The sequence below is a fragment of the Streptomyces sp. SN-593 genome (genome assembly GCF_016756395.1).
GTDB classification, from domain to species: Bacteria; Actinomycetota; Actinomycetes; order Streptomycetales; family Streptomycetaceae; genus Actinacidiphila; species Actinacidiphila reveromycinica.
The window spans coordinates 2,683,102-2,706,304 of the sequence record NZ_AP018365.1; the positions used below are offsets into that span (position 1 = coordinate 2,683,102).

20 protein-coding genes, 1 tRNA gene and 1 pseudogene are annotated in these 23,203 nt (G+C 73.2%); 6 read left to right on the top strand and 16 right to left on the bottom strand.

All coding sequences use genetic code 11. From position 1 onward, the window contains the following. Positions 1–164 precede the first annotated feature (164 nt). Entirely contained in the window at positions 165–1,295 is a 1,131-nt protein-coding gene (locus tag RVR_RS11020) for an alkene reductase (RefSeq protein WP_202238530.1), read from the top strand. Between the two features lie 92 nt (positions 1,296–1,387). Here RVR_RS11020 and RVR_RS11025 read toward each other — a convergent pair. From RVR_RS11025 to RVR_RS11050, 6 genes are all read right to left on the bottom strand, one after another. Beyond that, a tRNA-Ala gene (locus RVR_RS11025) sits at positions 1,388–1,460 on the bottom strand. Positions 1,461–1,562: 102 nt separating this feature from the next. Beyond that, positions 1,563–2,213 carry a histidine phosphatase family protein gene (locus RVR_RS11030; protein WP_202238531.1) on the bottom strand — a complete coding sequence of 217 codons (651 nt, stop codon included), beginning with the start codon at positions 2,211–2,213 and terminating at the stop codon, positions 1,563–1,565. Between the two features lie 148 nt (positions 2,214–2,361). Beyond that, the gene (gene rsfS, locus RVR_RS11035; protein ID WP_202233681.1) at positions 2,362–2,805 is read right to left on the bottom strand and encodes a ribosome silencing factor; all 444 of its coding nucleotides are present in this window, start codon (positions 2,803–2,805) and stop codon (positions 2,362–2,364) included. A gap of 115 nt (positions 2,806–2,920) precedes the next feature. Beyond that, a complete protein-coding gene (locus tag RVR_RS11040) occupies positions 2,921–4,741 on the bottom strand; it encodes an LCP family protein (protein ID WP_202233682.1) in 1,821 nt (606 codons plus the stop codon). A 30-nt stretch (positions 4,742–4,771) separates the two neighbouring features. Next, positions 4,772–5,371 (bottom strand): nicotinate-nucleotide adenylyltransferase, encoded by a 600-nt coding sequence (nadD, locus tag RVR_RS11045; protein ID WP_202233683.1) that lies wholly within the window; start codon positions 5,369–5,371, stop codon positions 4,772–4,774. Between the two features lie 15 nt (positions 5,372–5,386). Continuing rightward, a complete protein-coding gene (locus RVR_RS11050) occupies positions 5,387–5,530 on the bottom strand; it encodes a hypothetical protein (RefSeq protein WP_202233684.1) in 144 nt (47 codons plus the stop codon). Positions 5,531–5,755: 225 nt separating this feature from the next. Between RVR_RS11050 and RVR_RS11055 the strand changes: the two genes are divergently transcribed. After that, the gene (locus tag RVR_RS11055; RefSeq protein WP_202238532.1) at positions 5,756–6,799 is read left to right on the top strand and encodes a M48 family metallopeptidase; all 1,044 of its coding nucleotides are present in this window, start codon (positions 5,756–5,758) and stop codon (positions 6,797–6,799) included. Positions 6,800–7,005: 206 nt separating this feature from the next. Here the strand turns inward: RVR_RS11055 and RVR_RS39300 are convergent. The 6 genes and pseudogenes from RVR_RS39300 to galE all read right to left on the bottom strand — a co-directional run. Further along, positions 7,006–7,992 (bottom strand): annotated as a pseudogene (locus RVR_RS39300) (SCO2583 family membrane protein); the annotation flags it as partial. Between the two features lie 64 nt (positions 7,993–8,056). Then, a complete protein-coding gene (locus RVR_RS11060; protein ID WP_202233685.1) occupies positions 8,057–8,479 on the bottom strand; it encodes an SCO2583/SCO2584 N-terminal domain-containing protein in 423 nt (140 codons plus the stop codon). Positions 8,480–8,626: 147 nt separating this feature from the next. Beyond that, a complete protein-coding gene (locus RVR_RS11065; protein ID WP_202233686.1) occupies positions 8,627–9,913 on the bottom strand; it encodes a glutamate-5-semialdehyde dehydrogenase in 1,287 nt (428 codons plus the stop codon). Positions 9,914–10,372: 459 nt separating this feature from the next. Beyond that, entirely contained in the window at positions 10,373–10,861 is a 489-nt protein-coding gene (locus RVR_RS11070) for a hypothetical protein (RefSeq protein ID WP_202233687.1), read from the bottom strand. Between the two features lie 198 nt (positions 10,862–11,059). After that, a complete protein-coding gene (gene proB, locus RVR_RS11075; protein ID WP_237405286.1) occupies positions 11,060–12,139 on the bottom strand; it encodes a glutamate 5-kinase in 1,080 nt (359 codons plus the stop codon). Between the two features lie 95 nt (positions 12,140–12,234). Beyond that, positions 12,235–13,203 (bottom strand): UDP-glucose 4-epimerase GalE, encoded by a 969-nt coding sequence (gene galE / locus RVR_RS11080; RefSeq protein WP_202233689.1) that lies wholly within the window; start codon positions 13,201–13,203, stop codon positions 12,235–12,237. Between the two features lie 263 nt (positions 13,204–13,466). On the opposite strand from galE, the gene RVR_RS11085 reads away from it, so the two are divergent. From RVR_RS11085 to RVR_RS11100, 4 genes are all read left to right on the top strand, one after another. Continuing rightward, complete coding sequence (locus RVR_RS11085) at positions 13,467–15,227, top strand: FG-GAP repeat domain-containing protein (RefSeq protein ID WP_202233690.1); 1,761 nt, start codon at positions 13,467–13,469, stop codon at positions 15,225–15,227. Positions 15,228–15,534: 307 nt separating this feature from the next. Beyond that, positions 15,535–17,610, top strand: coding sequence for a glycosyltransferase family 2 protein (locus RVR_RS11090; RefSeq protein ID WP_202233691.1), 2,076 nt, complete (start codon positions 15,535–15,537; stop codon positions 17,608–17,610). 229 nt (positions 17,611–17,839) lie between these two features. Next, a complete protein-coding gene (gene rfbC / locus RVR_RS11095; protein WP_202233692.1) occupies positions 17,840–18,460 on the top strand; it encodes a dTDP-4-dehydrorhamnose 3,5-epimerase in 621 nt (206 codons plus the stop codon). 125 nt (positions 18,461–18,585) lie between these two features. Continuing rightward, positions 18,586–19,374, top strand: coding sequence for a class I SAM-dependent methyltransferase (locus RVR_RS11100; protein WP_202233693.1), 789 nt, complete (start codon positions 18,586–18,588; stop codon positions 19,372–19,374). Positions 19,375–19,378: 4 nt separating this feature from the next. Here the strand turns inward: RVR_RS11100 and RVR_RS11105 are convergent, their stop codons facing one another. From RVR_RS11105 to RVR_RS11120, 4 genes are read right to left on the bottom strand one after another with little or no spacing between them, the layout of a single operon-like run. Further along, positions 19,379–21,169: a DUF6020 family protein gene (locus RVR_RS11105; RefSeq protein WP_202233694.1), complete on the bottom strand. Its 1,791-nt coding sequence runs from the start codon at positions 21,167–21,169 to the stop codon at positions 19,379–19,381. After that, complete coding sequence (locus RVR_RS11110; protein ID WP_237404685.1) at positions 21,166–22,089, bottom strand: glycosyltransferase family 2 protein; 924 nt, start codon at positions 22,087–22,089, stop codon at positions 21,166–21,168. Before RVR_RS11110 ends, RVR_RS11105 begins: the two co-directional genes overlap by 4 nt. Further along, positions 22,086–22,460: a DUF2304 domain-containing protein gene (locus tag RVR_RS11115; RefSeq protein WP_202233695.1), complete on the bottom strand. Its 375-nt coding sequence runs from the start codon at positions 22,458–22,460 to the stop codon at positions 22,086–22,088. Before RVR_RS11115 ends, RVR_RS11110 begins: the two co-directional genes overlap by 4 nt. 5 nt (positions 22,461–22,465) lie before the next feature. Further along, positions 22,466–23,194, bottom strand: a complete 729-nt coding sequence (locus RVR_RS11120; protein WP_202233696.1) for a glycosyltransferase family 2 protein — start codon at positions 23,192–23,194, stop codon at positions 22,466–22,468. Positions 23,195–23,203: the final 9 nt, after the last annotated feature.

Here is a 23,203-nt window from a genome sequence, read left to right on the forward strand (position 1 = left end):
CACATCCACAAATTCGGGGGCCGGCCCGGCGGCGACGGCGTGACGACCGCGGCCGGAACAGCCCGGAACGGGTCCGGCGCGGTGTTCACGAAGTCTCAATAATCGGTGCGGGTTTCGCGGGCTACGGTGGGTTCGGCCGTGTGGACGACAGGCTGGAGGCCACCGTGACCACCGCGTTCGACCCGATCGACCTGGCCGGGATACGCCTGCGCAACCGGATCGCCATGGCGCCGATGACCCGCAGCAGGGCGTACGGGCCCGGGCTCAGTCCCACCGAGTCGACCGCCGCGTACTACGCGCAGCGGGCGTCGGCCGGGCTGATCGTGACCGAGGGCATCCAGCCGTCACCGGGCGGACAGGGGTACCCGGACACCCCCGGGCTGCACAGCGCCGAGCAGGTCGCCGCCTGGCGCCGGGTGACCGCGGCGGTGCACGCGGCCGGCGGGCGGATCTTCGCCCAGCTGATGCACACCGGCCGGATCGGGCACCCGTCGCTGCTGCCGGACGGCCTCTACCCGGTCGGACCGTCGGCCGTCCCGGCCAGGGGCTCGGTGTACACCGCGGACGGCCCGAAGCCCTTCGTGGTGCCGCAGGAGCTGGGCGAGGACGACATCTGGCAGGCGGTCGAGGACCACGCCGCCGCGGCCCGCAACGCCATGGCCGCCGGTTTCGACGGGGTCGAGGTGCACGGCGCCAACGGCTACCTGGTGCACCAGTTCCTCGCCCCGAACGCGAACATCCGCGTCGACCACTGGGGCGGCGACGACCGGCGCCGGACCCGGTTCGCGGTGGAGGTGGTTCGGGCGGTGGCCGCCGCGATCGGTCCGGAGCGCACCGGCCTGCGGATCTCCCCCGGCAAGGCGCTGGGCGACATCGACGAGCCGGACCCGGGCCCCACCTACCTCGCGCTGCTGCGCGGTCTGGAGCCGGTCGGTCCGGCCTACCTGCACCTGGTGGAGAGCCCGGACCGGGCCCTGACCCGGGAGCTGCGCGAGCGGTTCCGCGGGGTCTTCGTCCTCAACCCCCGCGTCGAGGGCGGCCACGCCGGGCCCGAGCAGCTTTCGCTGGTCGAGGAGGGCACCGCCGACGTGCTGGCCTTCGGCGCCCTGTTCCTGGCCAACCCCGACCTGCCGCGACGGCTGCGGCGCGGCGGACCGTACAACCCCCCCGAGCGGGCCACCTACTACGGCGGCGACGACCGCGGCTACACCGACTACCCGGCGCTGCCCGAGGACGGGGAGGACGCCGCGGCCCCGGACGCGCAGCGGCCCGCGCCCGCCGTGCGGACCGGCTGAGGAGGGCAGGGAGCTGCCGGGGGCGGCCGGGCGGAAACGACGAGGGCGGAGGCCGCTCGCGTCTCCGCGAGCGGCCTCCGCCCTCGATCCTGTGGAGCTACGGGGAATTGAACCCCGGACCTCTTGCATGCCATGCAAGCGCTCTACCAACTGAGCTACAGCCCCGCGCCGACCCGGTTGTCCCGGCGACGAGAAGAAGCATAGCCGGTGGACGGGCCGGAAACGAAATCGGCCGCCCGGCCCGCCCGGGCTCCCGCGGGCCGCGGCTCAGGTGTCGTCGCCGAGGACCGGTTCCGGCAGGGTGCCGGCGTTGTGCTCGGTCAGCCGCCAGCCGCGCGCGCCCTCGCCCAGCACCGACCAGCAGCAGTTCGACAGGCCGCCCAGCGACTCCCAGCTCGTCGGCTCCAGGCCGAGCAGCCGGCCGATGGTCGTACGGATGGCGCCGCCGTGGCTGACCACGACGAGCACGCCCCCGTCCGCGAGCTTGTCGGCGGCCGCGAGCACCACCGGCGCGGCGCGGTCGGCGACCTCGGTCTCCAGCTCGCCGCCGCCGCGCCGGACCGGCTCGCCGCGCTTCCACGCCGTGTACTGCTCGCCGTAGCGGGCGAGGATCTCGGTGTGGGTGAGCCCCTGCCAGGCGCCCGCGTAGGTCTCCCGCAGGCCCTCGTACGGGGTCACCGGCAGGCCGGTGAGCGCGGCCAGCTCCGCCGCGGTGGCCCGGGCCCGGCTCAGGTCGGAGGAGATGATCGCGTCCGGGGCGAGCGCGGCGAGCAGCCGGGCGGCCCGGCGGGCCTGGGCGACGCCGGTCTCGGTGAGCGGGATGTCGGTGCTGCCCTGGAAGCGCTGCTCGACGTTCCACGCGGTCTGGCCGTGGCGCCACAGCACGATCCGCCGACGCCGCTCGGTGCCGGCGGGCACGTCGGTGCCGGTGGACTCGTGAGTACCGGCGGACGCCTCGGCGCCGGCAGACACGTCGGCGCCGGCGGCCGCCTCAGTGGCGCCGGACACGTCGGTGCCGGTGGGGGGCTCGCCGGCGGTCGGGCGGTCGGTGCCGGTCACCGCGCGCTCACACGTCCTCGCGCTCGGCGGCGTCGGCCGCCGCCTCCGCGGCCGCCGCGTGGGCCGCGGCCTTGCCGCGGGTGGCCACCGCGTCCGCGGGCAGCCCGATCTCGGGGCAGTCCTTCCACAGCCGCTCCAGCGCGTAGAAGACCCGCTCCTCGGAGTGCTGCACGTGCACCACGATGTCCACGTAGTCCAGCAGGACCCAGCGGCCGTCCCGCTCGCCCTCGCGCCGCACCGGCTTGGTGTCCAGTTCCTTGAGGAGGTGCTCCTCGATGGCGTCAACGATCGCCTTGACCTGCCGGTCGTTGGGCGCCGAGGCGACCAGGAAGGCATCGGTGATGGAGAGCACATCGCTGACGTCGTAGGCGATGATGTCGTGCGCGAGCTTGTCGGCGGCCGCCTGGGCGGCGGCGCGGGTCAGCTCGATGGAACGGTCAGTGGCGGTCACGGATGCGGCTTTCCGGTCGGGGTCTCGTCGCCTCCAGGGTCTCACGACCCTCCGGCAGAACCCGACCGCGTGACCGGGCGGCGCCGCTGACCTGCGGCGCCGCCCGGCGGACGGCTCAGCTCTCGTCGCTGGTCGGCTTGTAGTCCTGGCCGAGGACGACCGAGATGTCCGCGTTCGAGGCGACCGTGCCCTTCTTCACCTCGGTGGCCGGCAGGCCCAGCGTGGCCGCCACGTCCTTGGCCGCGGCCTCTCGCGCCGGATCGGCGTAGAGCACCTGGGACGCCGGCTGCGTCGTGGCGGACTTGCCGCCCGCCACGTAGGTGTAGGTGCCGCCGTTCACGATGGCCGCCTGCGCCATGGTCGCGGACTTCGCGTTGCCGCTGGCGTCCTTGATCGAGACCCGTGCCGGGCCGGAGGAGCCGGTGGCCTTCTTCACGCTGCCGCCGAGCACGTCCTTGACCACGCTGTCGGTGGCCGCAGCGCTGAGGGTGCCGTCCTTCTGCACCGGCAGCAGCGAGGTGCTGTACTGGCCGGTCTTGGCGAGGTCGGCGAGTTCGGCGAGCGAGGCGCCGAGCTGCTTGTCGGTGAGCGACGGGTCGAGGATCTGGGCGAGCGCCTGCACGGTCCTGGTCGCGTCGGGCGCGTCGCTGGGCATCTTCATCAGCACCGCCTGCATGACCTGGCCGAACCGGCTGAGCTGGGCGGTCTGCGGCTCGCCGGGCGCCTTGTAGGTGGCGTAGGCGACGGCGGCGTCCCCGCTCAGCTCCTGCTGCTCGCCCTTGGCCACGAGCACCTTGTCCTTGTCCTTGCCGGTGCCCTTGACCTCGGCGTTGGTGTCGACGTAGATGTCGCCGAGCGAGTCGACGAGCAGCTCCAGGTACGGCGAGTCGAGCCGCCAACTGCCCTTGATGTCGGTGCCGAGCAGGGTGTTCAGGGAGTCCCGGGTGGGCCCGACGCCGTCCGCCACGGACTTGTCGAGGGTGGTCACCGAGCCGTCGTCGCCGGTGAGTTGCACGTCGTTGGGAATCAGCACCGTGGTGCCGTGCTTCTTCGTCGTGTTGTCCACCAGCAGCGCGGTGGAGCTGGCGCCGCCGTCGACCGGCAGCATGTGCACCACGATCACGTCGCGCCGGTCGGCGCCGCTGCTCGCGGCGGCCGCGGTGGAGCTCTTCCCCAGCCCGGGGATCTTCCCGGCCTTCCACAGGTACCCGCCGCCGCCGAGCAGGGCGAGCACGAGTATCGCCACCAGGCCGAACCTGCGTTTGCGCCCGCGGCGCTTGGCCTCCTCACGGCGCTCGGTGCGCGACTCGGAGAACTTCAGCCAGTCGATGACCTCCTCGGACTCCTCGGACTCCTCGTCGACGAAGGCGAACTGCTCGGTGCGGTAGTCCGGCACGCCCTCCTGCTCCGCCTCCCGGGGGACCTGCTCCTCCTGGTAGGCGGGCATCTGCCCGGTCTGCTGGGCCGCGGGCTGCTGGCCGGTGTCGTGGACAGGCTGCTGCCCGGTGTCGTAGACCGGCGGCTGGTTCGGGTCGTAGACGGGCATCTGCCCGGTGCCGTAGGCGGGTTGGCCGCCGGCGCCGTAGACCGGCACCTGCCCGGTGCCGTACTCCTGCGCGGGGTAGGCGGGCTGCGGGCCGGTGCCGTAGTCGTGGCCCTGGTCGTAACCGGGCTGGTAGCCCTGGGCCGGGTAGCCCTGGTGCGTGCCGTCGCCGTACTGCTCCTGGTACGGCGGCTGGGCCTGCTGGGGGACGTAGCCCTGCTGCTGGCCGCCGTAGCCCGAGGAAGGGTCCTGGTACGGCGGCGGGGCGACCGGACGGCCGTACTCGTCGTAGCCGTAGGACTGCTGCTGGTAGTACGGGTCCTGCGCGTAAGGGTCTCTCTCGTTGTCTGGACCGCCCTCGGCATAGTGCCTGCGGGGGTTGGCGTCGTTCACGAGGAACCCCTTCACGTTTGCTGTGCGCCGCTACCCGGTCTCGTGCCGGTAGAGCGCGCGCTTGTCGATGTAGCGCACCACACCGTCCGGAACCAAGTACCAGACCGGTTCCCCCTTGGCCACCCGCTGGCGGCAGTCGGTCGACGAGATCGCCAGCGCCGGCACCTCCACCAGCGACACACCGCCCTCGGGGAGGCCCGGGTCCGACAGCGTATGCCCTGGACGTGTGACGCCGATGAAATGCGCCAGCGCGAACAGCTCCTCGGCATGCCGCCAGGACAGGATCTGCGAGAGCGCGTCGGCCCCCGTGATGAAGAACAGCTCCGCCTCGGGGTGCTCGTCCCGCAGGTCCCGCAGGGTGTCGATGGTGTAGGTCCGGCCGCCGCGGTCGATGTCGCTGCGGCTGACCGAGAACTGCGGGTTGGAGGCGGTGGCGATCACCGTCATCAGGTAGCGGTCCTCGGCGGCCGAGACCTTGCGGTGTTCCTTCTGCCAGGGCTGGCCGGTGGGCACGAAGACGACCTCGTCGAGGTGGAAGAGGCTCACCACCTCGCTCGCGGCCACCAGGTGCCCGTGGTGGATGGGGTCGAAGGTACCGCCCATCACGCCGATGCGCTTCTTGTCGGACATGCGGTCGACTGGTCCCTAGTCCCGGTTGAAGCGGGTGACGACCCACAGCAGGAGGAGGAGGGCGGCCAGCGCGCCGAAGCCGGTCAGGTACGGGCTCAGGCTCGGGTGGTTGCCGCCCTCGGCGAGCGTGGTCAGGGAGGTGGCTGCTGCGGTCGGCATTCGGCTGGCCCTTTGCGTTGTCGGGAACGGTCGGGAAGGCTCACGGCACATGGTACGGGCGGGGCCCGGGGAACTTCGCGCTGGCTCCGCGCGTCCAGCACTGTGTAACGGTTGGCGAGCAGGGGGTTGGCCCAGGTGTCCGAATCGTCCCAGTCGAAGAAGTCGAAGAAGGACGGGCCCGGCGGAAAGGGCTCGGGCGGCAAGGGGTCGGGAGGGGGCGGGAAGCTGCCCGGCCGTGTCCGGCGCCGGTTCCCCGACATCTCCTCGCGGGCGTACGAGCACCCGGCCGACAAGTCGGCGCTGGTCGCCCTGCGCAAGCTCAGCGGCTTCGACACCGTCTTCAAGGCCCTCAGCGGCCTGGTGCCCGAGCGCAGCCTGCGCCTGCTGTTCCTGTCCGACTCGGTGCGGGTCAGCGACGAGCAGTTCGCCCACCTCAACGCGATGCTGCGCGACGCCTGTTACATCCTCGACCTGGAGAAGGTGCCGTCCTTCTACGTCACGCAGGACCCGCAGCCGAACGCGATGTGCATCGGCATGGACGAGCCGATCATCGTGGTCACCACCGGCCTGGTCGAACTGCTGGACGAGGAGGAGATGCGCGCGGTCGTCGGCCACGAGGTCGGCCACGCGCTGTCCGGCCACTCCGTGTACCGGACCATCCTGCTCTTCCTGACCAACCTCGCCCTGCGGGTGGCCTGGATACCGCTGGGCAACCTCGCGGTGCTGGCCATCGTGACCGCGCTGCGCGAGTGGTTCCGCAAGTCCGAACTGTCCGCGGACCGGGCCGGGTTGCTGGTCGGCCAGGACCTCCAGGCATCGATGCGCGGCCTGATGAAGCTGGCCGGCGGCAACCACCTGCACGAGATGAACGTGGACGCCTTCCTCCGGCAGGCCGACGAGTACGAAGCCGCGGGCGACCTGCGCGACTCGGTGCTGAAGATCCTCAACGTGCTGCCGCGCAGCCACCCCTTCGCCACCGTGCGGGCCGGCGAGCTGCGCAAGTGGGCCGCCAGCCGGGACTACCAGCGGCTGATGGACGGCCACTACCCGCGGCGCACCGAGGACAAGGACGCGTCGGTCTACGAGACGTTCAAGGAGTCGGCCAACCACTACTCCGACCGGGCGAAGCAGAGCAAGGACCCGCTGGTCGGTCTGATCCGCGACCTGGGCAACGGCGCCGGCGACATCGGCGGCAAGCTGCGGGACAGGTTCACCGGGAAGGGCGGCGCGGGGACGGACCCGTCGGGCGCCGAGCCCGAGGGCGCGTAGCGCGTCCGCACGGCGGCGGTGACCGCGTCGGCCGCGCTCGCCGCGGTCACCGCGGTCGCGGCTCCCGTGGCCGCCGCGGCCGCCGTACCGCCGGTCGCGGCCGGGTGCGACGGCGTGACCGGAGCCGACGGCGTGGCCGGGCCGCCGTCGTCCATGGCCGTGCAGACCGAGCCGGCCGGGTGGTCGGGGCGGTAGGGGTCCACGCCGTCGAGCGGGCCGCCGCTGTCGCCGGCGAGAACTGGCCGGAAGTAGCTGCCCACGGAGTCCGTGCAGGCCAGCGGACCCGCCTCGACCTCGGCGTCCACCACCTCGATGTGGTGCTGCCGCAGGTCGGTGTGGTCCGCGTGGAAGACCAGCTTGCGCCGGACCGAGAAGAGGGACACCCCGGTGTCCGGGACGCCGTGCAGCGCGTAGAAGAAGGTGTAGTCGGAGGAGATCTCCAGCGCGCCGCCGGCCGCGGCGGTGCGCACCTCGCCGTCGTTCACCCGGATGGCCTGGGCGTCGCTGCCCGCCAGCGAGATCTTCGCGCTCGGGTCGAAGCGCACCAGCCAGCCGGTGGCGGCGTGGCTGCCGTCGTCGCTGGGCTGGGAGAGGGTGGCGTCGAACTGGCCGCGCTGGCCGGGGCTCAGCAGCTCCCGCACCGGCTCCAGGTCGCCGGCGAGCACCGTGTCGCGGTCGAGCGAGGTGACGGTCAGGTACTTCTTGGCGGTGTCCAGCGCCTCCTGGACCTCGCTCTGGGCGTAGCCGCCGATCCGCCGCGCCGCGTCGGTCGGCACCCGGATGCCGTGGCCGTACGCCTGCGCCGCGCTGCCGGCGAAGGGCGCGCTCGGCGAGACGGCGGGGACGGTGCCCCGGGGCACCAGGGGTATCACGTTCACCCGGATCTGCTCGCTGACCGCGGGGGTGGGGGTGCGGTACGGGTGGCGGACCCCCATGTAGACGGCGAGGCCGAACGCCAGCGTGATCAGCACGAACACGGCCAGTGCCTGCCGGGCCAGGCCCTGCGGGGCGGTGCGGCGGACGTGCACCGCGTGCGCCGCGTCGTCGAGCCGCTCGCGCGCCGAGTACTCCTGGATACGGGCAGCCCTGACGAACGACTCGTCGAACACGACGGATCGGTACTCGCTGTCGTCGTCGCCCCCGGGCGGCACGCCGTCGGGCGTGCCCTCGGGAGGGTCCTCATGCCCGCTCATACCACAAGGTTAAGTCCGTGTGGACGGGGACAGGCGGCCTCGGAACGGACAAGTTGACGCCGGATCAGGGTTGGGGGGCGAGGTGGAGGGCCGGGGTCGCCGAGGTGCCGATGGGCGGGAGGGAGGGCGGCGGGGTGGTGGCGCGCCCGTTGCCCGCCCCGCGGTAGACCGCGGCGAAGGTCAGGGCGACCACGCCGATGCCCATCACCACGGCGAGTGCCCAGGCGACCGGCCGGTGCCAGCGGGTGCCGATGGCGCGGTACGGGTGGCCCTGCGCGTAGAGCTCGTCCGACTCGAGGACGGAGTCGTCCTCCAGGTCGGGCATGGCGGCGGCCCGGCTTCCGTACCGCCCGGGACGGCCGGGTGGCAGCGCGGGACCTTCGGCGACGGCAAGCATCCGTTCCCTGGCCGTGGGCTCGTGGAACAGAGCGGACCGTACGAATTCCTCGTCGAGGACTACGGAGGCGAACTCGTCATCGTCCGGCATCTGTTCAGAGTAAGCCGGAAGAGGCCCTTTTGGGCAGGGCTTTCCCGGTCCGCCGTGCGGCGGACCTGCGCCACTGGCGGGTCCGTGGTACGCGCCCGCTCCGGCGGCCCGCGGCGGGCGGGACGGCCGGTGCGGGTGCGGCGGCGGTCAGCGGATGTGGCCGTCGCCGGTGACGACGTACTTGGTGGAGGTCAGCTCCGGCAGGCCCATCGGGCCGCGCGCGTGCAGCTTCTGGGTGGAGATGCCGATCTCGGCGCCGAAGCCGAACTGGCCGCCGTCGGTGAACCGGGTGGAGGCGTTCACCATCACCGCGGCGGCGTCCACCAGCTGGGTGAAGCGGCGGGCGGCGGTCTGCGAGGTGGTCACGATCGCCTCGGTGTGGCCGGAGGACCACAGCCGGATGTGCGCGACGGCGGCGTCCAGCGAGTCGACCACGGCGGCGGCGATGTCGTACGACAGGTACTCCGTCTCCCAGTCCTCGGCGGTGGCCGGCACCACGGTGGCCTTGCTGTCGTGCGCCCGCGCGGCCGCGACCACGCCCGGGTCGCCGTGCACGGTGACGCCCGCCTCGGCGAGCGCGTCGAGCGCGCGCGGCAGGAAGCGGTCGGCGATGTCGCGGTGCACCAGCAGGGTCTCGGCGGAGTTGCAGACGCTGGGGCGCTGCGCCTTGGAGTTCACCAGGATCTGCACGGCGGTGTCGAGGTCGGCCTCGGCGTCCACGTAGACGTGGCAGTTGCCGGTGCCGGTCTCGATCACCGGCACGGTGGAGCCCTCGACCACGGCGCGGATCAGGGCGGCGCCGCCGCGCGGGATCAGCACGTCGACCTGGCCGCGGGCGCGCATCAGCTCGGTGACGGAGTCGCGGCTCTCGCCGGGGACGAGCTGGACCGCGTCGGCGGGGAGCCCGGCGCCGCCGATCGCGTCGCGCACCACCGTCACCAGCGCGGTGTTCGAGGCGTACGCGGAGGAGGAGCCGCGCAGCAGCACCGCGTTGCCGGACTTCAGGCAGAGCGCGGCGGCGTCCACGGTGACGTTCGGGCGGGCCTCGTAGATGATGCCGACGACGCCGAGCGGGACCCGGACCTGGCGCAGGTCGAGGCCGTTGGGGAGGGTGGAGCCGCGCAGCACCTCGCCGACCGGGTCGGGCAGCGACGTGACGTGCCGCACGTCGGCGGCGATCGCGGCGACCCGCTCACGGGTCAGGGTGAGCCGGTCGATGATCGCCTCGCTCGTGCCGGCCTCCCGGGCGCGGGCGACGTCCTCGGCGTTGGCGGCGACGATCTCCTGGGTGCGGACGATCAGCGCGTCCGCGATGGCCAGCAGGGCGTCGTCCTTCGCCGCGCGGGTCTGCGGGGCCAGGTCCGCGGCGGCGGCACGGGCGCGGTACGCGGCGAGCAGCACCGGGGACTTGGGGAGCGGCGAGGGCAGTTCCATGCGGTGCAGGGTACCGCGACCCGCCCGGGTGCCCCCGTCCCGCCGGTTCCGGGACCACCTCCCGGTGGTGGGGTGCCCTCCGGGGCGGCTGGGCCCGCCGGTTCCCGGGTTTCCCTGCCGGTGGAGAGTCCCCCGGAGTGGCCGGGTCCGCCGGTTCCCGGGTTCCCCCGCCGGTGGAGGGTGCCCTCCGGGGCGGTCGGTGCTGTGGAGGGCGGGATCGTGCGGTGCGTCGGGGCTGGTCGCGCAGTTCCCCGCGCCCCCTGGGGCGCCCGGGCCGCGCTGGGCGGGCAGGCCGCGCTTGCCCAGGGGCGCGGGGAACTGCGCGCGCAACCCCTCACCGGCAGGTGGTCCCGGAACCGACGGCAAGGGGCTGCCCGGGGGGACGGGGCTCAGCCACCACCCGCAGGTGGTCCCGGAACCGACAGCAAGGGGCTGCCCGGGGGGACGGGGGCACCCCGGTCAGTAGGGGTGGACGCCGACGGGGACGGCCGGAGGCGGGCCGTAGCCCTCGGCGAGGCGCTGGTGGTAGGTGGTGCGGTCGATGACTTCGAGGCCGACCGTCTCCCAGGGCGGCAGCCCCGCCGTGGAACGGTGCTCCCCCCACAACCGCAGGGCCAGCGCAGCGGCATCGTGGAGGTCGCGGGCCTCCTCCCAGTAGCGGATCTCCGCGTGGTCGGTCGCGTAGCGGCTGGTGAGCAGGAACGGGTGGTCGTGCGCGAGCTGTTCCAGCCCGCGTCTGACCTCGGCCAGCGGCGTACGGGGCCCGGACACGCTCAACGTGACGTGCCACAACCGGGCGGAAGGCGGGTCGTCGTGCCCGGTCCCGGCGTCCTCGGTACCCGTACCGGTGCCGTCCCCGGCCGTACCGGCGTCGTGCCCGCTGCTCACACTGACGAGCGCGCGCCCCGACGTCCCCTTGGACGAGTGCCCTGGGCGCCCTCGTTTCACCGGCGGCCTCCCTGTGGGTGACGTTCCCGAGCACGCCCGCACGCTCTCGCGGACGACTCCTCCGCTTCACAGTTGACCAGGCTCCGCGGCCGGGCGGGGCGGTTTCCCGGAGATTGGCCGCGGTGGGCGCGCCGGGCGCGCGCCCGGACCGGACCCGACCGGGCGGCGGTCCGTGCCGACCGGGCCGGCGCCCGGCGGCTACGGGCGCAGCAGCACGAGGTCGTCACGGTGGACCACCTCGCGTTCGTAGGCCGGGCCGAGCTCCCTGGCCAGGTCACGGGTGGAGCGGCCGAGCAGCCGCGGCAGCTCGCGGGCGTCGAAGTTGACCAGACCGCGGGCGACCGCGTGTCCGGCCTCGTCGAGCAGGTCCACCGGGTCGCCCGCGGTGAAGTCGCCCTCGACGCCGGTGAGCCCGGCCGGCAGCAGCGAGCTGTGCCGCTCGGTGACGGCGCGCACCGCCCCCGCGTCCAGCCGCAGCGAGCCGCGCGGGGTGGAGGCGTGCGCGAGCCACAGCAGCCGGTCGGCGGAACGCTTGCCGGTGCGGTGGAAGTACGTGCCGGTCGGCCGGCCGGCCAGCGCGTCGGCGGCGTGCACGGTGGAGGTGAGCACCACCGGCACCCCGGCGCCGGTGGCGATGCCGGCCGCCTCGACCTTGGTGGCCATGCCGCCGGTGCCGACGCCGGCCCGGCCCGCGCTGCCGATGGAGATCCCGGCGAGGTCGCCCGGCCCGGTGACCTCGCCCACCAGGCTGGTGCCGGGGGTGCGCGGGTCGCCGTCGTAGAGGCCGTCCACGTCGGAGAGCAGCACCAGCAGGTCCGCGCGGACCAGGTGGGCGACGAGGGCGGCGAGCCGGTCGTTGTCGCCGAACCGGATCTCGTCGGTCGCCACCGTGTCGTTCTCGTTGACGACCGGCAGGGCGCCCATGGCGAGCAGTTGGTCGAGCGTGCGGTAGGCGTTGCGGTAGTGGGTGCGGCGGCTGACGTCGTCGGAGGTGAGCAGCACCTGGCCGACACGGATGCCGTACCGGGCGAAGGAGGCGGTGTAGCGGGCGACCAGCAGGCCCTGGCCGACGCTGGCGGCGGCCTGCTGACGGGCCAGGTCGCGGGGGCGGCGGGCCAGGCCGAGCGGCGCCAGCCCGGCGGCGATGGCGCCGGAGGACACGAGGACCACCTCGCGGTCCTCGCGGGTCTTGGCGAGGACGTCGACCAGGGCGTCCACCCGGTCCGCGTCCAGCCCGCCGGCGGCCGTGGTCAGCGACGACGAGCCGACCTTCACCACGACCCTGCGGGCCTCCACCACGTCCTGCCGTGCCGCCGCTGCCACCTGCGCCGTCCCTCTGTCCGCCGTTCCACCCGCCGCGCGCCCACCGCCGGTCACCCGGGGTGGCGCGCCTGCCAGCCCGCCCATGCCGATTCCACCATCTGGCGGACGTCGTACCGCGCGCGCCAGTCCAGTTCCCCGGCGATCGCCTCGGCCGAGGCGACGACACGGGCCGGGTCGCCCGGGCGGCGCGGGCCGACCTCGGGCGTGACACCAGTGTGGCCGGTCGCCTCGCCGATCACCGCAACCATCTCGGCCACCGAGACGCCGACGCCGGTGCCGATGTTCAGCACCAGGGCCGCGTCCGGGTCGGCGGTGAGCCGGCGGGCGGCGGCCAGGTGCGCGGAGGCGACGTCCCGGACGTGGACGTAGTCGCGCACGCAGGTGCCGTCGGGCGTCGGGTAGTCGTCGCCGAAGACCAGCGGGGGCTGCCCGGCGGCGAGCCGCTGGAAGACCATCGGCACGAGGTTCGACACCCCGGTGTCGGCGAGTTCCGGGGAGGCGGCGCCGGCGACGTTGAAGTAGCGCAGCGACGCGGTGGCCATGCCGTGCGCCTTGCCGGCGGCCGCGACGAGCCACTCGCCGGCGAGCTTGGTCTCGCCGTACGGGCTCATCGGGGCGCAGGGGGTCCGCTCGGTGACCAGGTCGGCGTCGGTCGGGCCGTAGACGGCCGCGGAGGAGGAGAAGACGAACCGGCGCACGCCGGCGGCCGCGGCCGCGTCGAGGACGGTGCGCAGCCCCTCGACGTTCTCCCGGTAGTAGTACAGGGGGCGCTCGACCGACTCGCCGACCTGCTTCTTGGCGGCGACGTGCACGATCCCGTCGACGGCGTGATCACGCAGCACCCGTGCCAGCAGTTCCGCGTCGAGCACCGATCCGCGTTCCAGGGGGACGCCCGCGGGCAGCCGGACCGGGTCGCCACCGCTCAGGTCGTCCAGGACGACGACGCCCTCACCCGCGGCGGTCAACTCCCTGACGACGTGGGACCCGATGTATCCGGCTCCGCCGGTGATCAACCACATCGTCCCACCCTAACAGCGGGAGCCCGCCGGGCCGGTGGAGCTGCGCGGCGCCACCGGGGGGCCACATCGGGTACAGCGGATCTTCACCGAATTCACAGAAAAACCTTGCGCTTCGGCCACATGTACGCGTAGGACATGAAGTCGGAGCACCCGGGGGGGACTTCGGCGGTCTGGTGTACCTGCGCGCCGCGCGGTCACGCCCACGACACGTGGCCCGGCGCTGTGGTGCTCCGCACACCATTCCTCGACGAAGGAACACACACGTGTCCAACTCCTTTCGCCGCAAGGGCCGCCGCACGGCCGCCTGCGCGGTGCTCGGCTGCGCGGGCCTGCTGGTCACCGGCGCGCTGAGCGGCACCGCGGCCGCGGACGAGCCCGGTGTCCCCGGGCCGGTCAAGCAGCCGACCGTGGCGGCGCAGCGGCCGCACTTCACGGTGCCGGGCCGCACCTCGAAGAAGCTCGGATCCAAGGTCGCCGCGCCGCGCACCGCGGCCGCCGCCCTGGCCCACACCTCCGACTTCGACGGCGACGGCGCGGACGACCTCGTCTACAAGTTCTCCAGCGGCGAGGTCACCCTGGACCTCGGCGACAACGGCTACTACACGGCCGTCGAGCCCCAGAACTCGCAGATCCAGGACCTGCTGCTGCCCGGTGACCTCACCGGCGACGGCAGGCCCGACCTACTGACGGTCACGTCCACCGGTTCGCTGCGGGTGCACGACGGCGCCAACGCGCTGAGCGACAACGGCCTGGCGAACTTCACCACGGTCAGCACCGGCTGGCAGAAGTACGACAAGGTCTTCACGCCCGGCGACCTCAACGGCGACGGCAGGCCGGACCTGCTCGCCCGCAGCACCACCGGGCTGTACTTCTTCGCCGGCACCGGCAAGCCGAGCGCGCCGTTCGGCGCCGCCGTGGAGATCGGCGGCGCGGGCTGGAACCAGTTCAACCAGCTGGTCGGCGTCGGCGACTTCAACGGCGACGGCATCGGCGACGTCGTGGCCCGCAACTCCGCCGGCCTGTGGCTGTACACCGGCAACGGCGCGGCGACCCCCGCCTTCTCCGCGAAGTACCAGATCGGCGGCACCGGCTGGAACCAGTACAACCAGGTCATCGGCGGCGGCGACTACGACGGCAACGGCACCCACGACCTGCTCGCCCGCTCCTACGACGGCACCCTCTACTTCTACGAGGGCAACGGCAACGGCACCTTCAACGCCACGCGCGGCACGGTCGGCTCCCCCTGGGGCGACGTCCAGCAGTTCGCGGGCGGCGGCGCCAACCCGTCGTTCGGCAAGGACGGCATCTACGCCAACACCCCCGGCGGGACGCTGTACTACTACGGTGGCACCGGTACCGGCAAGCTCACCGCCAAGTACGAGGTGGGCCCCGGTTTCGACCGCAGCGCCATCCGGCTGTACCACGTGTCCTCGCTGACCGCCGACGGCAACTCCGACCTGATCGGCAAGGGCCTGTACGACGGCCACCTGTACAACCTGGCCGAGTACGCCGAGTACGACGACATGCTCGCCGGCGGCTCGACGTCGTACAACCTGGTGGTCGGGCCCGGCGACCTGAACGGCGACGGCAAGGGCGACCTGATCGCCCGCAACTCCTCGGCGCTGTACTTCTACGCCGGCGACGGGAACGGACTGTCGATGAAGGGCCGCGTGCAGGTCGGCGGCTCGGGCTGGAGCCAGTTCAACACCATCGTCGGCGCGGGCGACCTCACCGGCGACGGCAAGGCGGACATCCTCGCCCGCTCGTCGGCGGGGCTGTTCCTGTACGCCGGTACCGGCAGCGCCTCGGCGCCGTTCGGCGCGAAGAAGCAGATCGGCGGCGCCGGCTGGAGCCAGTACAACAAGCTGATCGCCCCCGGCGACATCAACGGCGACGGGGTCGCGGACCTGCTGGCCCGTAGCTCGAACGGGTTGTACTTCTACGCGGGCACCGGCACCGGCACCTTCAAGGCGCGGGTCTCGATCGGCGGCGCCGGCTGGAGCCAGTACGCCGACCTGACCTGATCGACGGCGGCACGCCACCGGGGCGCCGACACCGCACGAAGCGGTGTCGGCGCCTCCGTCACATCCGCGCCCGGCCTGGTCGGCGCCGGGCCCGCCGACCCCGGACTGCGTGACGACGGTCACAATCGGCGGTCGGCGTACATCCTTTCGCCCGCTGGTCGGTCTGACCGCAGAGTGCGGTGTACCGAGGGTGTACCCCTGATGTACGGCCGTGCTCGACCCGGCGGCCCCTCACGGTCCCCGTAGGATTCAAAAGGACATACCAGCGGCCCGAACCAGCGCTGCGAAAGGCGAGGCGGAAACAAGGATGTCGGTCAAGGTCAGCGTCATCGTCCCGGTCTACAACCCCGGGAAATACATAGAGCCGTGCATCGCGTCGCTGCTGGGGCAGACGCTGCCGGCGGACGAGCTGGAACTGCTGTTCGTCAACGACGGCTCGACCGACGACACGCCCGCGAGACTGGACAAGCTCGCCGCGGAGCACCCGCAGGTGCGGGTCATCCACATCCCGAACTCCGGATGGCCGGGCAAGCCCCGCAACACCGGCGTCGAGCAGGCACGCGGCGAGTACGTGCACTTCGTCGACCAGGACGACTACATGACGCCCGACGCCCTGCGCCGGCTGTACGACATGGGCCACCGCAACGGCTCGGACATCGTCTTCGGCAAGGTCGCCAGCAACTTCCGCGGCGTCCCGCACGGCGTCTTCCGGGTCACCCGGGAGAAGTGCACGATCCACGACGCGCCGCTCGTGGACAGCCTCACGCCGCACAAGATGTTCCGCACCCAGTTCCTGCGCGAGAACGGCATCGCCTACCCCGAGGGCAAGCGGCGGCTGGAGGACCAGCTCTACATGATGGAGGCGTACTTCCCCGCGAAGGTCGTCTCCATCCTCGGCGACTACACCTGCTACCACTACTCCAGGCGCGACGACGGCAAGAACGCCGGCTCCGCGAAGATCGTGCCCACCGGCTACTACGGCAACCTGCGCGAGGTCCTCGACGTGGTGGTGGCCAACACCGAGCCGGGCGCCTTCCGGGACGAGCTGCTGCGGCGCTTCTACCGGGTCGAGATGCTCGGCCGGCTCAGCGAGCCGTCGGTGCTGAAGTACACCCCGGACTACCGGGACGAGATGATCGACGCGGTCAACGACGTGGCCCGCGACTTCGTCAACGACGGGGTGCACGACGGGCTCGGCGCCGTCCTGCGGCTGCGCTCCACCCTGCTGCGCCGCGACCGGCGCGAGGAGCTGGTCGAGGTCGCCCGCCGCGCCTCCTCGGTCAAGGGTGCCGCCCGGCTGGAGGACTTCCGCTGGATCGACGGGCGGATCTCCATCGCCGTCACCGCCCGCCTGGTGTGGGGCGACGAGAAGAAGCCGCTGGCGCTGCTGCGCCGCGACGACCGCTACTTCCTGCACCCCGACTTCCACCGCGACCTGCTGGACGACGGCGAGCTGATCGACGTCACGGACGAGATCGAGGGCTACCGCGCCGAGGTCAGCCTCCGCGACCGGGAGACCGCGGTGGAGTGGTCGTGCCCCGCGGAGTTCACCACCGAGGTGGAGGAGCTGCCGGCCGTCGAGGGCGGCCCGGAGGGCACCCTGTGCGAGGTGGTGCTGCGGGGCACCGGCTTCCTCGACCCCAAGGCCGTCAAGGGCCGTGACGCGCTCGCCCGCGGCATGTGGGACGTGTGGGTGCCGGTGCGCGGCCTCGGCCTGGTCCGCAAGGCCCGGCTCGGCGCCGACCGGGCACCGGGTGTGGACGAGGCGTGCCTGCCCGCGCTGCTCGGCGAGCCGGCCCAGCTCACCGTGCCGTACTTCACCGACCCGCACGGCAACCTCACGCTGGACGTGGCGCGGCGCGGCAAGAAGCTCGGCGACGCGCTCGCCCGCCGCGAGGTGCTGCGGATGCCGGGCGACCGGATGGAGCTGGAGCTCGCCGCGGTCTCGCACCCGGGCACCGCCGCGTCCCGCGCCTGGCTGGTGCTGCGCGGCACCGGCCCGGACGCGGCCTTCGCCGGGCTGCCCGCCGTGCTGGAACCGGTGGGCGGGCGGGTGCACCTGCGGCCGGCCGACGCCAAGGAGGACTCCGCGCCGTACACCGGGCTGCGCCCGGGCACCTGGCAGCTCTCGGCGCGGCTGGACGGCGCCGCGTCGGGTCCCGAGCTGAAGATCGGGCAGGTGCGGATCGACGACCGGGGCCGGATGCACCCGGTCGAGGGTCTGGACACCGTGGACCCGGCCACCGCCCGCGAGGCCCAGGCGCAGCGGCGCCGGACGGCCAAGCGCAGCATGCTCAAGCGGATCGGCGGTCCGGTGATGCGGCGGCTCGCGCCCACCTCCCGCAAGAAGCTGCGCCGGATGGCCGCCCGCCTCGGCGCCTAGGGCCCGCGGCCGGATCCTGCCGCGAGCGCGGCAGGATCCGCCGGACCGGCCCGAGGGACGCGCGGGGCTGCGGAACCGCCGCGGCAGGTGTTCACTCGTACGGGTTGCCGCGGTGCGGGCGGGCCCCGTACTCCTCACGGGTGGTCCTGCCGCCGCTCCCCCGCCCGCCCGTCCGCCTTCCCCCCACCCCCTCCCCACCCGCTCAAGAACCTGCAAGGACGTGATCCGCATGCGGCAGCTCGACATCGCCGGTGCCTTCGTGCACGAGCCCAAGATCTTCCCGGACAGCCGGGGGAGCTTCCACGAGTGGTTCCGTGCCGACGACTTCGAGGAGTCGCTCGGGCACCGGCTGGACCTGGTGCAGGCCAACTGCTCGGTGTCCAGCCGCGGCACGCTGCGCGGGGTGCACTTCGCGGACGTGCCGCCGAGCCAGGCGAAGTACGTCAAGTGCGTGCGCGGCGCGGTGCTCGACGTGATCGTGGACATCCGGGTCGGCTCGCCCACCTTCGGCCGGTGGGAGGCGGTGCGGCTCGACGACGACCTGCACCACGCGGTCTACCTCTCCGAGGGTCTGGGCCACGCGTTCATGGCGCTGACCGACGACGCGACGGTGGTCTACCTCTGCTCGGCCGGGTACGCCCCCGGCCGCGAGCACGGCATCAACCCGCTCGACCCGGAGCTGGGCATCGCCTGGCCCTCGGACGTGGAGCCGCTGCTGTCGGAGAAGGACGCGCAGGCGCCCACCCTCGCCGAGGCCCGCGCGCAGGGCCTGCTGCCGTCCTACGACGACTGCCTGGCCTTCGCCGCGCAACTGCGCTCCACGGCCGGTGGAAGCGCCGCGGACGCCTGATCCGCCATGAGTGTCTGAGGATTCGACAAAGTTCCGCTGAACGATGTCGGTACGGCGGAGCACGCGCTAGCGTCACTCCATTACTCCCACCGAACCACATGCGAAAGCATCGAGGGGTTGTACCAGTGCACCGTCACGAGTTCCTGCGCAGGCTGCACAAGGTCTACAAGCCGCGCAACTACCTGGAGATCGGCGTCAACGACGGGAAGAGCCTCGCGCTGTCCCGGGTACCGTCCGTCGCGATCGACCCGGCCTTCAAGCTCACCCAGTCGATCAGCTGCGACGTCCACCTGGTGCGTGCCACCAGTGACGCCTTCTTCCACCGCAAGGACCCCCTGCTGCACCTGCGCCCGGGACGCAACCCGTTCCGTGCGCTGGGCCGCCGCGACCCGCTGGCCCTGGTCGGCGACCCGGTGCTGGAGCTGTCGTTCATCGACGGCATGCACATCTTCGAGTACGCGCTGCGCGACTTCATCAACGTCGAGAAGCACTCCCGCTGGTCGAGCGTGATCGTCTTCGACGACATGCTGCCGCGCAACGTCGACGAGGCCGCCCGCGACCGCCACACCCGGGACTGGGCCGGCGACGTCTTCAAGGTCGCCCAGGTGCTGCGCCGCTACCGTCCCGACCTCACGGTGGTCGACGTGGACACCGTGAAGACCGGCGTCACCGCGATCTTCGGCGCCGACCCGACCAACACGGTGCTGAAGGACAACTACGACAAGATCGTCGCGGAGTACGCCACCGAGGACCCGCAGGACATCCCGGAGGAGCTGCTGCTGCGCAAGAACGCGGTCAACCCGGAGACGCTGCTGCGCGCCCCCTTCTGGCCCGCGCTCGTGCGCGCCCGCAACGTCCGCCGCGGCCGCTCGTCCTTCGAGGCGATCCGCCGGCAGATCGCGTCCGTGAGCTGATCCCTCACGTCCGGTGCCCCGTCGCCGGCGCCGTGTCCCGGCCTCCCTCGGCGGACGGTCCGGCCACGGCGTCCGGCGGGGCCACCCCCGCACGCTCCCAGGGCGCCCGGCCGGGGCCGGCCAGCGCGACGACCGGGACCGTGAGGACTCCCACGAACAGCGCGGCGCACATGTAGCGCCACAGCGGCGACGGGTTGGCCGCGAGCACCGTCGCCTGCAACGCGACCGGCAGCGCCGCCAGCGCCAGCAGTTCGTACCTGCGGCGCCGCACCGCGGCCACCGCGACCAGCAGGTAGCCGAGGTAGGTCCAGTTCACCCCCCGCCACAGCAGCGGTGCCCGGTCCGGCGCCTTCGTCCACTCGAAGGCCCTGGTCGCGGCGTGGTCCAGCTTGTACGACAGCGGGGCGTCGCGCAGCGAGGCGTGGTACGGGAGCTGCTGGACCGAGTCCAGGCCGTAGGCGGACCAACTGCGCAGCACGTCGCGGTTGGACGCCGGGTACATGCCGGTGTGGCCGGTGAACGCCCAGGCGATGTCGGCACGGCACAGGCGCGCGCCGATGACCAGTGTCGGGTGGTGCGTGAGCAGGCGCCCCCACAGGGCGAGCAGTTGCCCGTTCTCCCGGCCGGCCTTGAAGCGGTCCAGCGGCTCGTGCATGAGCGGGTCGGCCACGTGGCAGTCGCCGCCCGGTCCGCGCCAGTGCGACAGCGGCGCGATGCCGCGCAGCAGCCGCAGGTCCGCGGCGGAGAAGACGTCGGGCCGCTCGGCGTAGACGACGCCGATGTCGGCGTAGTTGAAGGCGTACACCTCGTCCGCGCGCGGCATCTGGACGCCGAGCGCCGGGTACAGGAGGTTGTTCATGCCGAGCGTCAGCACCAGCGGCACCGCGGTCGCCACGGCGATCCGGCGGCGCATGCCCGGCAGCAGCAGCACCAGCAGCACTCCGGCGGCGATGATCACCGGGAAGCCGTTGTTGCGGAACAGGCCGATGCCCAGGCAGCCCGCGGCCAGGGTCAGCAGTTGCCGGCGCAGGGAGCGGTCGCGGACGGCGTGCTCGCGGCGCAGCCGGCGGGCGGTGAGCCGGACCACCGCGCCGAAGGCGACCAGGGTGGCGACGGTGTAGGCGACGTCCTTCCAGACGTACACCGTGAACGACCCGGTCATGGGGGCCGCGGCGACGACCGCGGCGGCGACCGCGCTCCAGCGCCCGTGCACACCGAGGTCGCGCAGCGACGCGCAGACGTACGCCAGCGCGGCGGCCATGGCGACGGTCTGGACGAAGGTGAGGGCGGCGACGCCGCCGGTGACCTGGAGCGAGATCCACAGCAGCGCGTCGTAGGCCACCGAGTGGTCCGCGCGCCAGTGGGAGGTGCTGACCTCGTAGAGGTAGGTGAGGCTGTCGCCGGTGACCCGGCCCGGGTAGAAGGCGGCCCACCAGCCGAACAGCAGCAGTTGGCAGAGGGCGTAGACGCCGAGCGGGAACCGCAGGCGGGCGGGGACGCGGGCGGGTGACCACCAGGGCGGCCGCGGGCCGCTGCGCGGGGTGAGAGCGGTCGCCCCCGCGGGAAGGCCGGCGGAGCCCCCTCCGGTGCCGGACGCGGGGGCGCCGGACGCCGGGGGGCCGGACGCGGGGGTGTGGGCCCGGGCCGCGTGCTCCGACGCCGGTCCGGTGTCCAGACCAGGCGCCGGTCGGGGGGCAGGTCCGACGCCCGCCCGATCCGCCGGGGGCGGGTCCGCGGGGCGCGGGTCCGCGGGGGCGTCGGGGCGGCCTTCTCCCAGCGGTTTCGGCGCGCTCACCGCGCCGTCTCCGGCGCGGCCGGACGGGACGCCCGGGCGAAGGCGTGCCCGGTCAGCTCGCGGGCCGCGTCGAGCCGGCGTCCGCGCAGCGCGCCCGGCACCATCAGCAGCGCGTGCAGCCGGGTGGACAGGTGGCGGCGGGCGGTCCGCGCGGCGCGGCGCCAGCCCAGCGCGTCGAAGTCGGCGGCGAGTTCGAGCAGCAGCCGGCGGGTCTCCTCGAACCGGGAGCCGCTGACCGCCTGGAGCGAGGACTCGCTCGCCCGGTGCCGCCGGTAGTCGAAGCCGACCTCCGGGTCGGTCACCAGTTCCTCGCCGCGCAGTAGCAGTTCCATGACCAGCGCGAGGTCCTGCACGACCGTCAGGTCGGTGCGGAAGCCGATTTCCTTGAGCAGGTCGGAGCGCCAGCACATGGCCGGGAAGTACAGCCAGTTGCCGCGCAGCAGGCTGACCGCGAGCGCCTCCCCGCCGAGCCGCGCGCGCCGGTCGGGCGCCGCCGAGTACAGCCGCCGCTTGGCGGTGTCGACCAGCGTGCGCGCCGGACGGCCCTCGCCGTCGACCACCCGCACCGCCGGCTGGTACATCGCGGCGCCGGGCATGGCGTCGCGGGCCGCCCGCACCGTGGCGACGTAGCAGGGGCGCATCAGGTCGTCGCTGCCCATCAGCACGGTGTACGGGTAGTCGGCGAGCTCCACGCAGCGGCGGAAGTTGCCGGTCACGCCGAGGTTCCGCTCGTTGCGGAAGTAGCGCACCCGGCGGTCGTCCAGGCCGGCGAACCACTCCGGCACGCCGGGGCGGTCGTCGTCGTCCACGACGGTCAGCCGCCAGTCCGGGTCGGTCTGGGCGAGGACGCTGCGCACGGCGTCGCGCATCAGCGCGGGGTCGCCGTAGTAGGGCAGCATGATGTCGAGCGTGTCGGTCACGGGGAGTGTTCGCCTTCCATGGCGGCCAGCGGCCGCCCGGGCTCGGGGCGGTGGGCCGTGCGCAGGGCGGCGTCACGGGCGAGTTCGGTCAGCCTGCGCTCCATGGCGCGGAACCGCAGGTAGGTGTTGAGCGCCAGCGCGGTCACACCGACCACCAGCAGGTACAGCACCAGGTCGGTGCCGCGGCCGACGCCGAGCAGGTGCGCGGCCTTCGTCGTGTCGCCGGGCCGCAGCACCGCGTACGCGTTGAGGAAGCAGAAGGCGAGGAAGGCGATCCGCTTGCCCGCCCGGGTCCTGGTGGTGTTCCAACTGCGCATGAACACCGCGAGCAGCACCACCACCGCGGCCAGCAGCACGAACTGGATCAGCACCGGCCTCAGCCCTTCCCGCGGTTCAGGGACAGGTCGAAGAGGATGTTCACTCCGTTGAGCAGCGACTGGCCCTTCGCCCGCGAGTAGTCGGTGTAGCGGATCGACACCGGGGACTCCACGACGGTGAGGTCGGAACGGGCGAGGAAGCCGGTGATCTCGGAGGCGTGCGCCATGCCGTTCATCGTGATGTTGACCCGGGCGGCGGCGACCCGGTTGAACAGGCGCAGCCCGTTGTGCGCGTCGGAGAGTCTCAGCCGGCGCGCGGTGGGGCTCACCGCCGCCGCCGTGCGCAGCACCAGGCGCTTCGTCCAGGGCACGTGGACCCGCTCGCCGCCCGGCCGCAGGAAGCGCGAGCCGAGCACCACGTCGGCGCCGCGGGCCCGGGCCAGCGCCAGCATGGTGATCACGTCCTCGACGCGGTGCTGGCCGTCGGCGTCGAAGGTCACGAAGCGTTCGGCGCCCGGCTGGGACAGCGCGTAGTGCAGCCCGGTCTGGATCGCCGCGCCCTGGCCGAGGTTGACGGGGTGTTGGACCAGGTGCGCGCCGCTGCCGACGATCTCGGCCGGGGACCCGTCGGCACTGCCGTCGTCGACGCACACCACGTTGGGGAAGGTCCGCAGCGCCTCGGCCACCACTCCGGCCACGACCGGAGCCTCGTTGTAGACCGGGATGATCAGCCAGACGTCACCGAAGGTGCGCTTGTCGGCAAGGCGCGGCGCGCCGGAGATCACCATGGGAGCGCA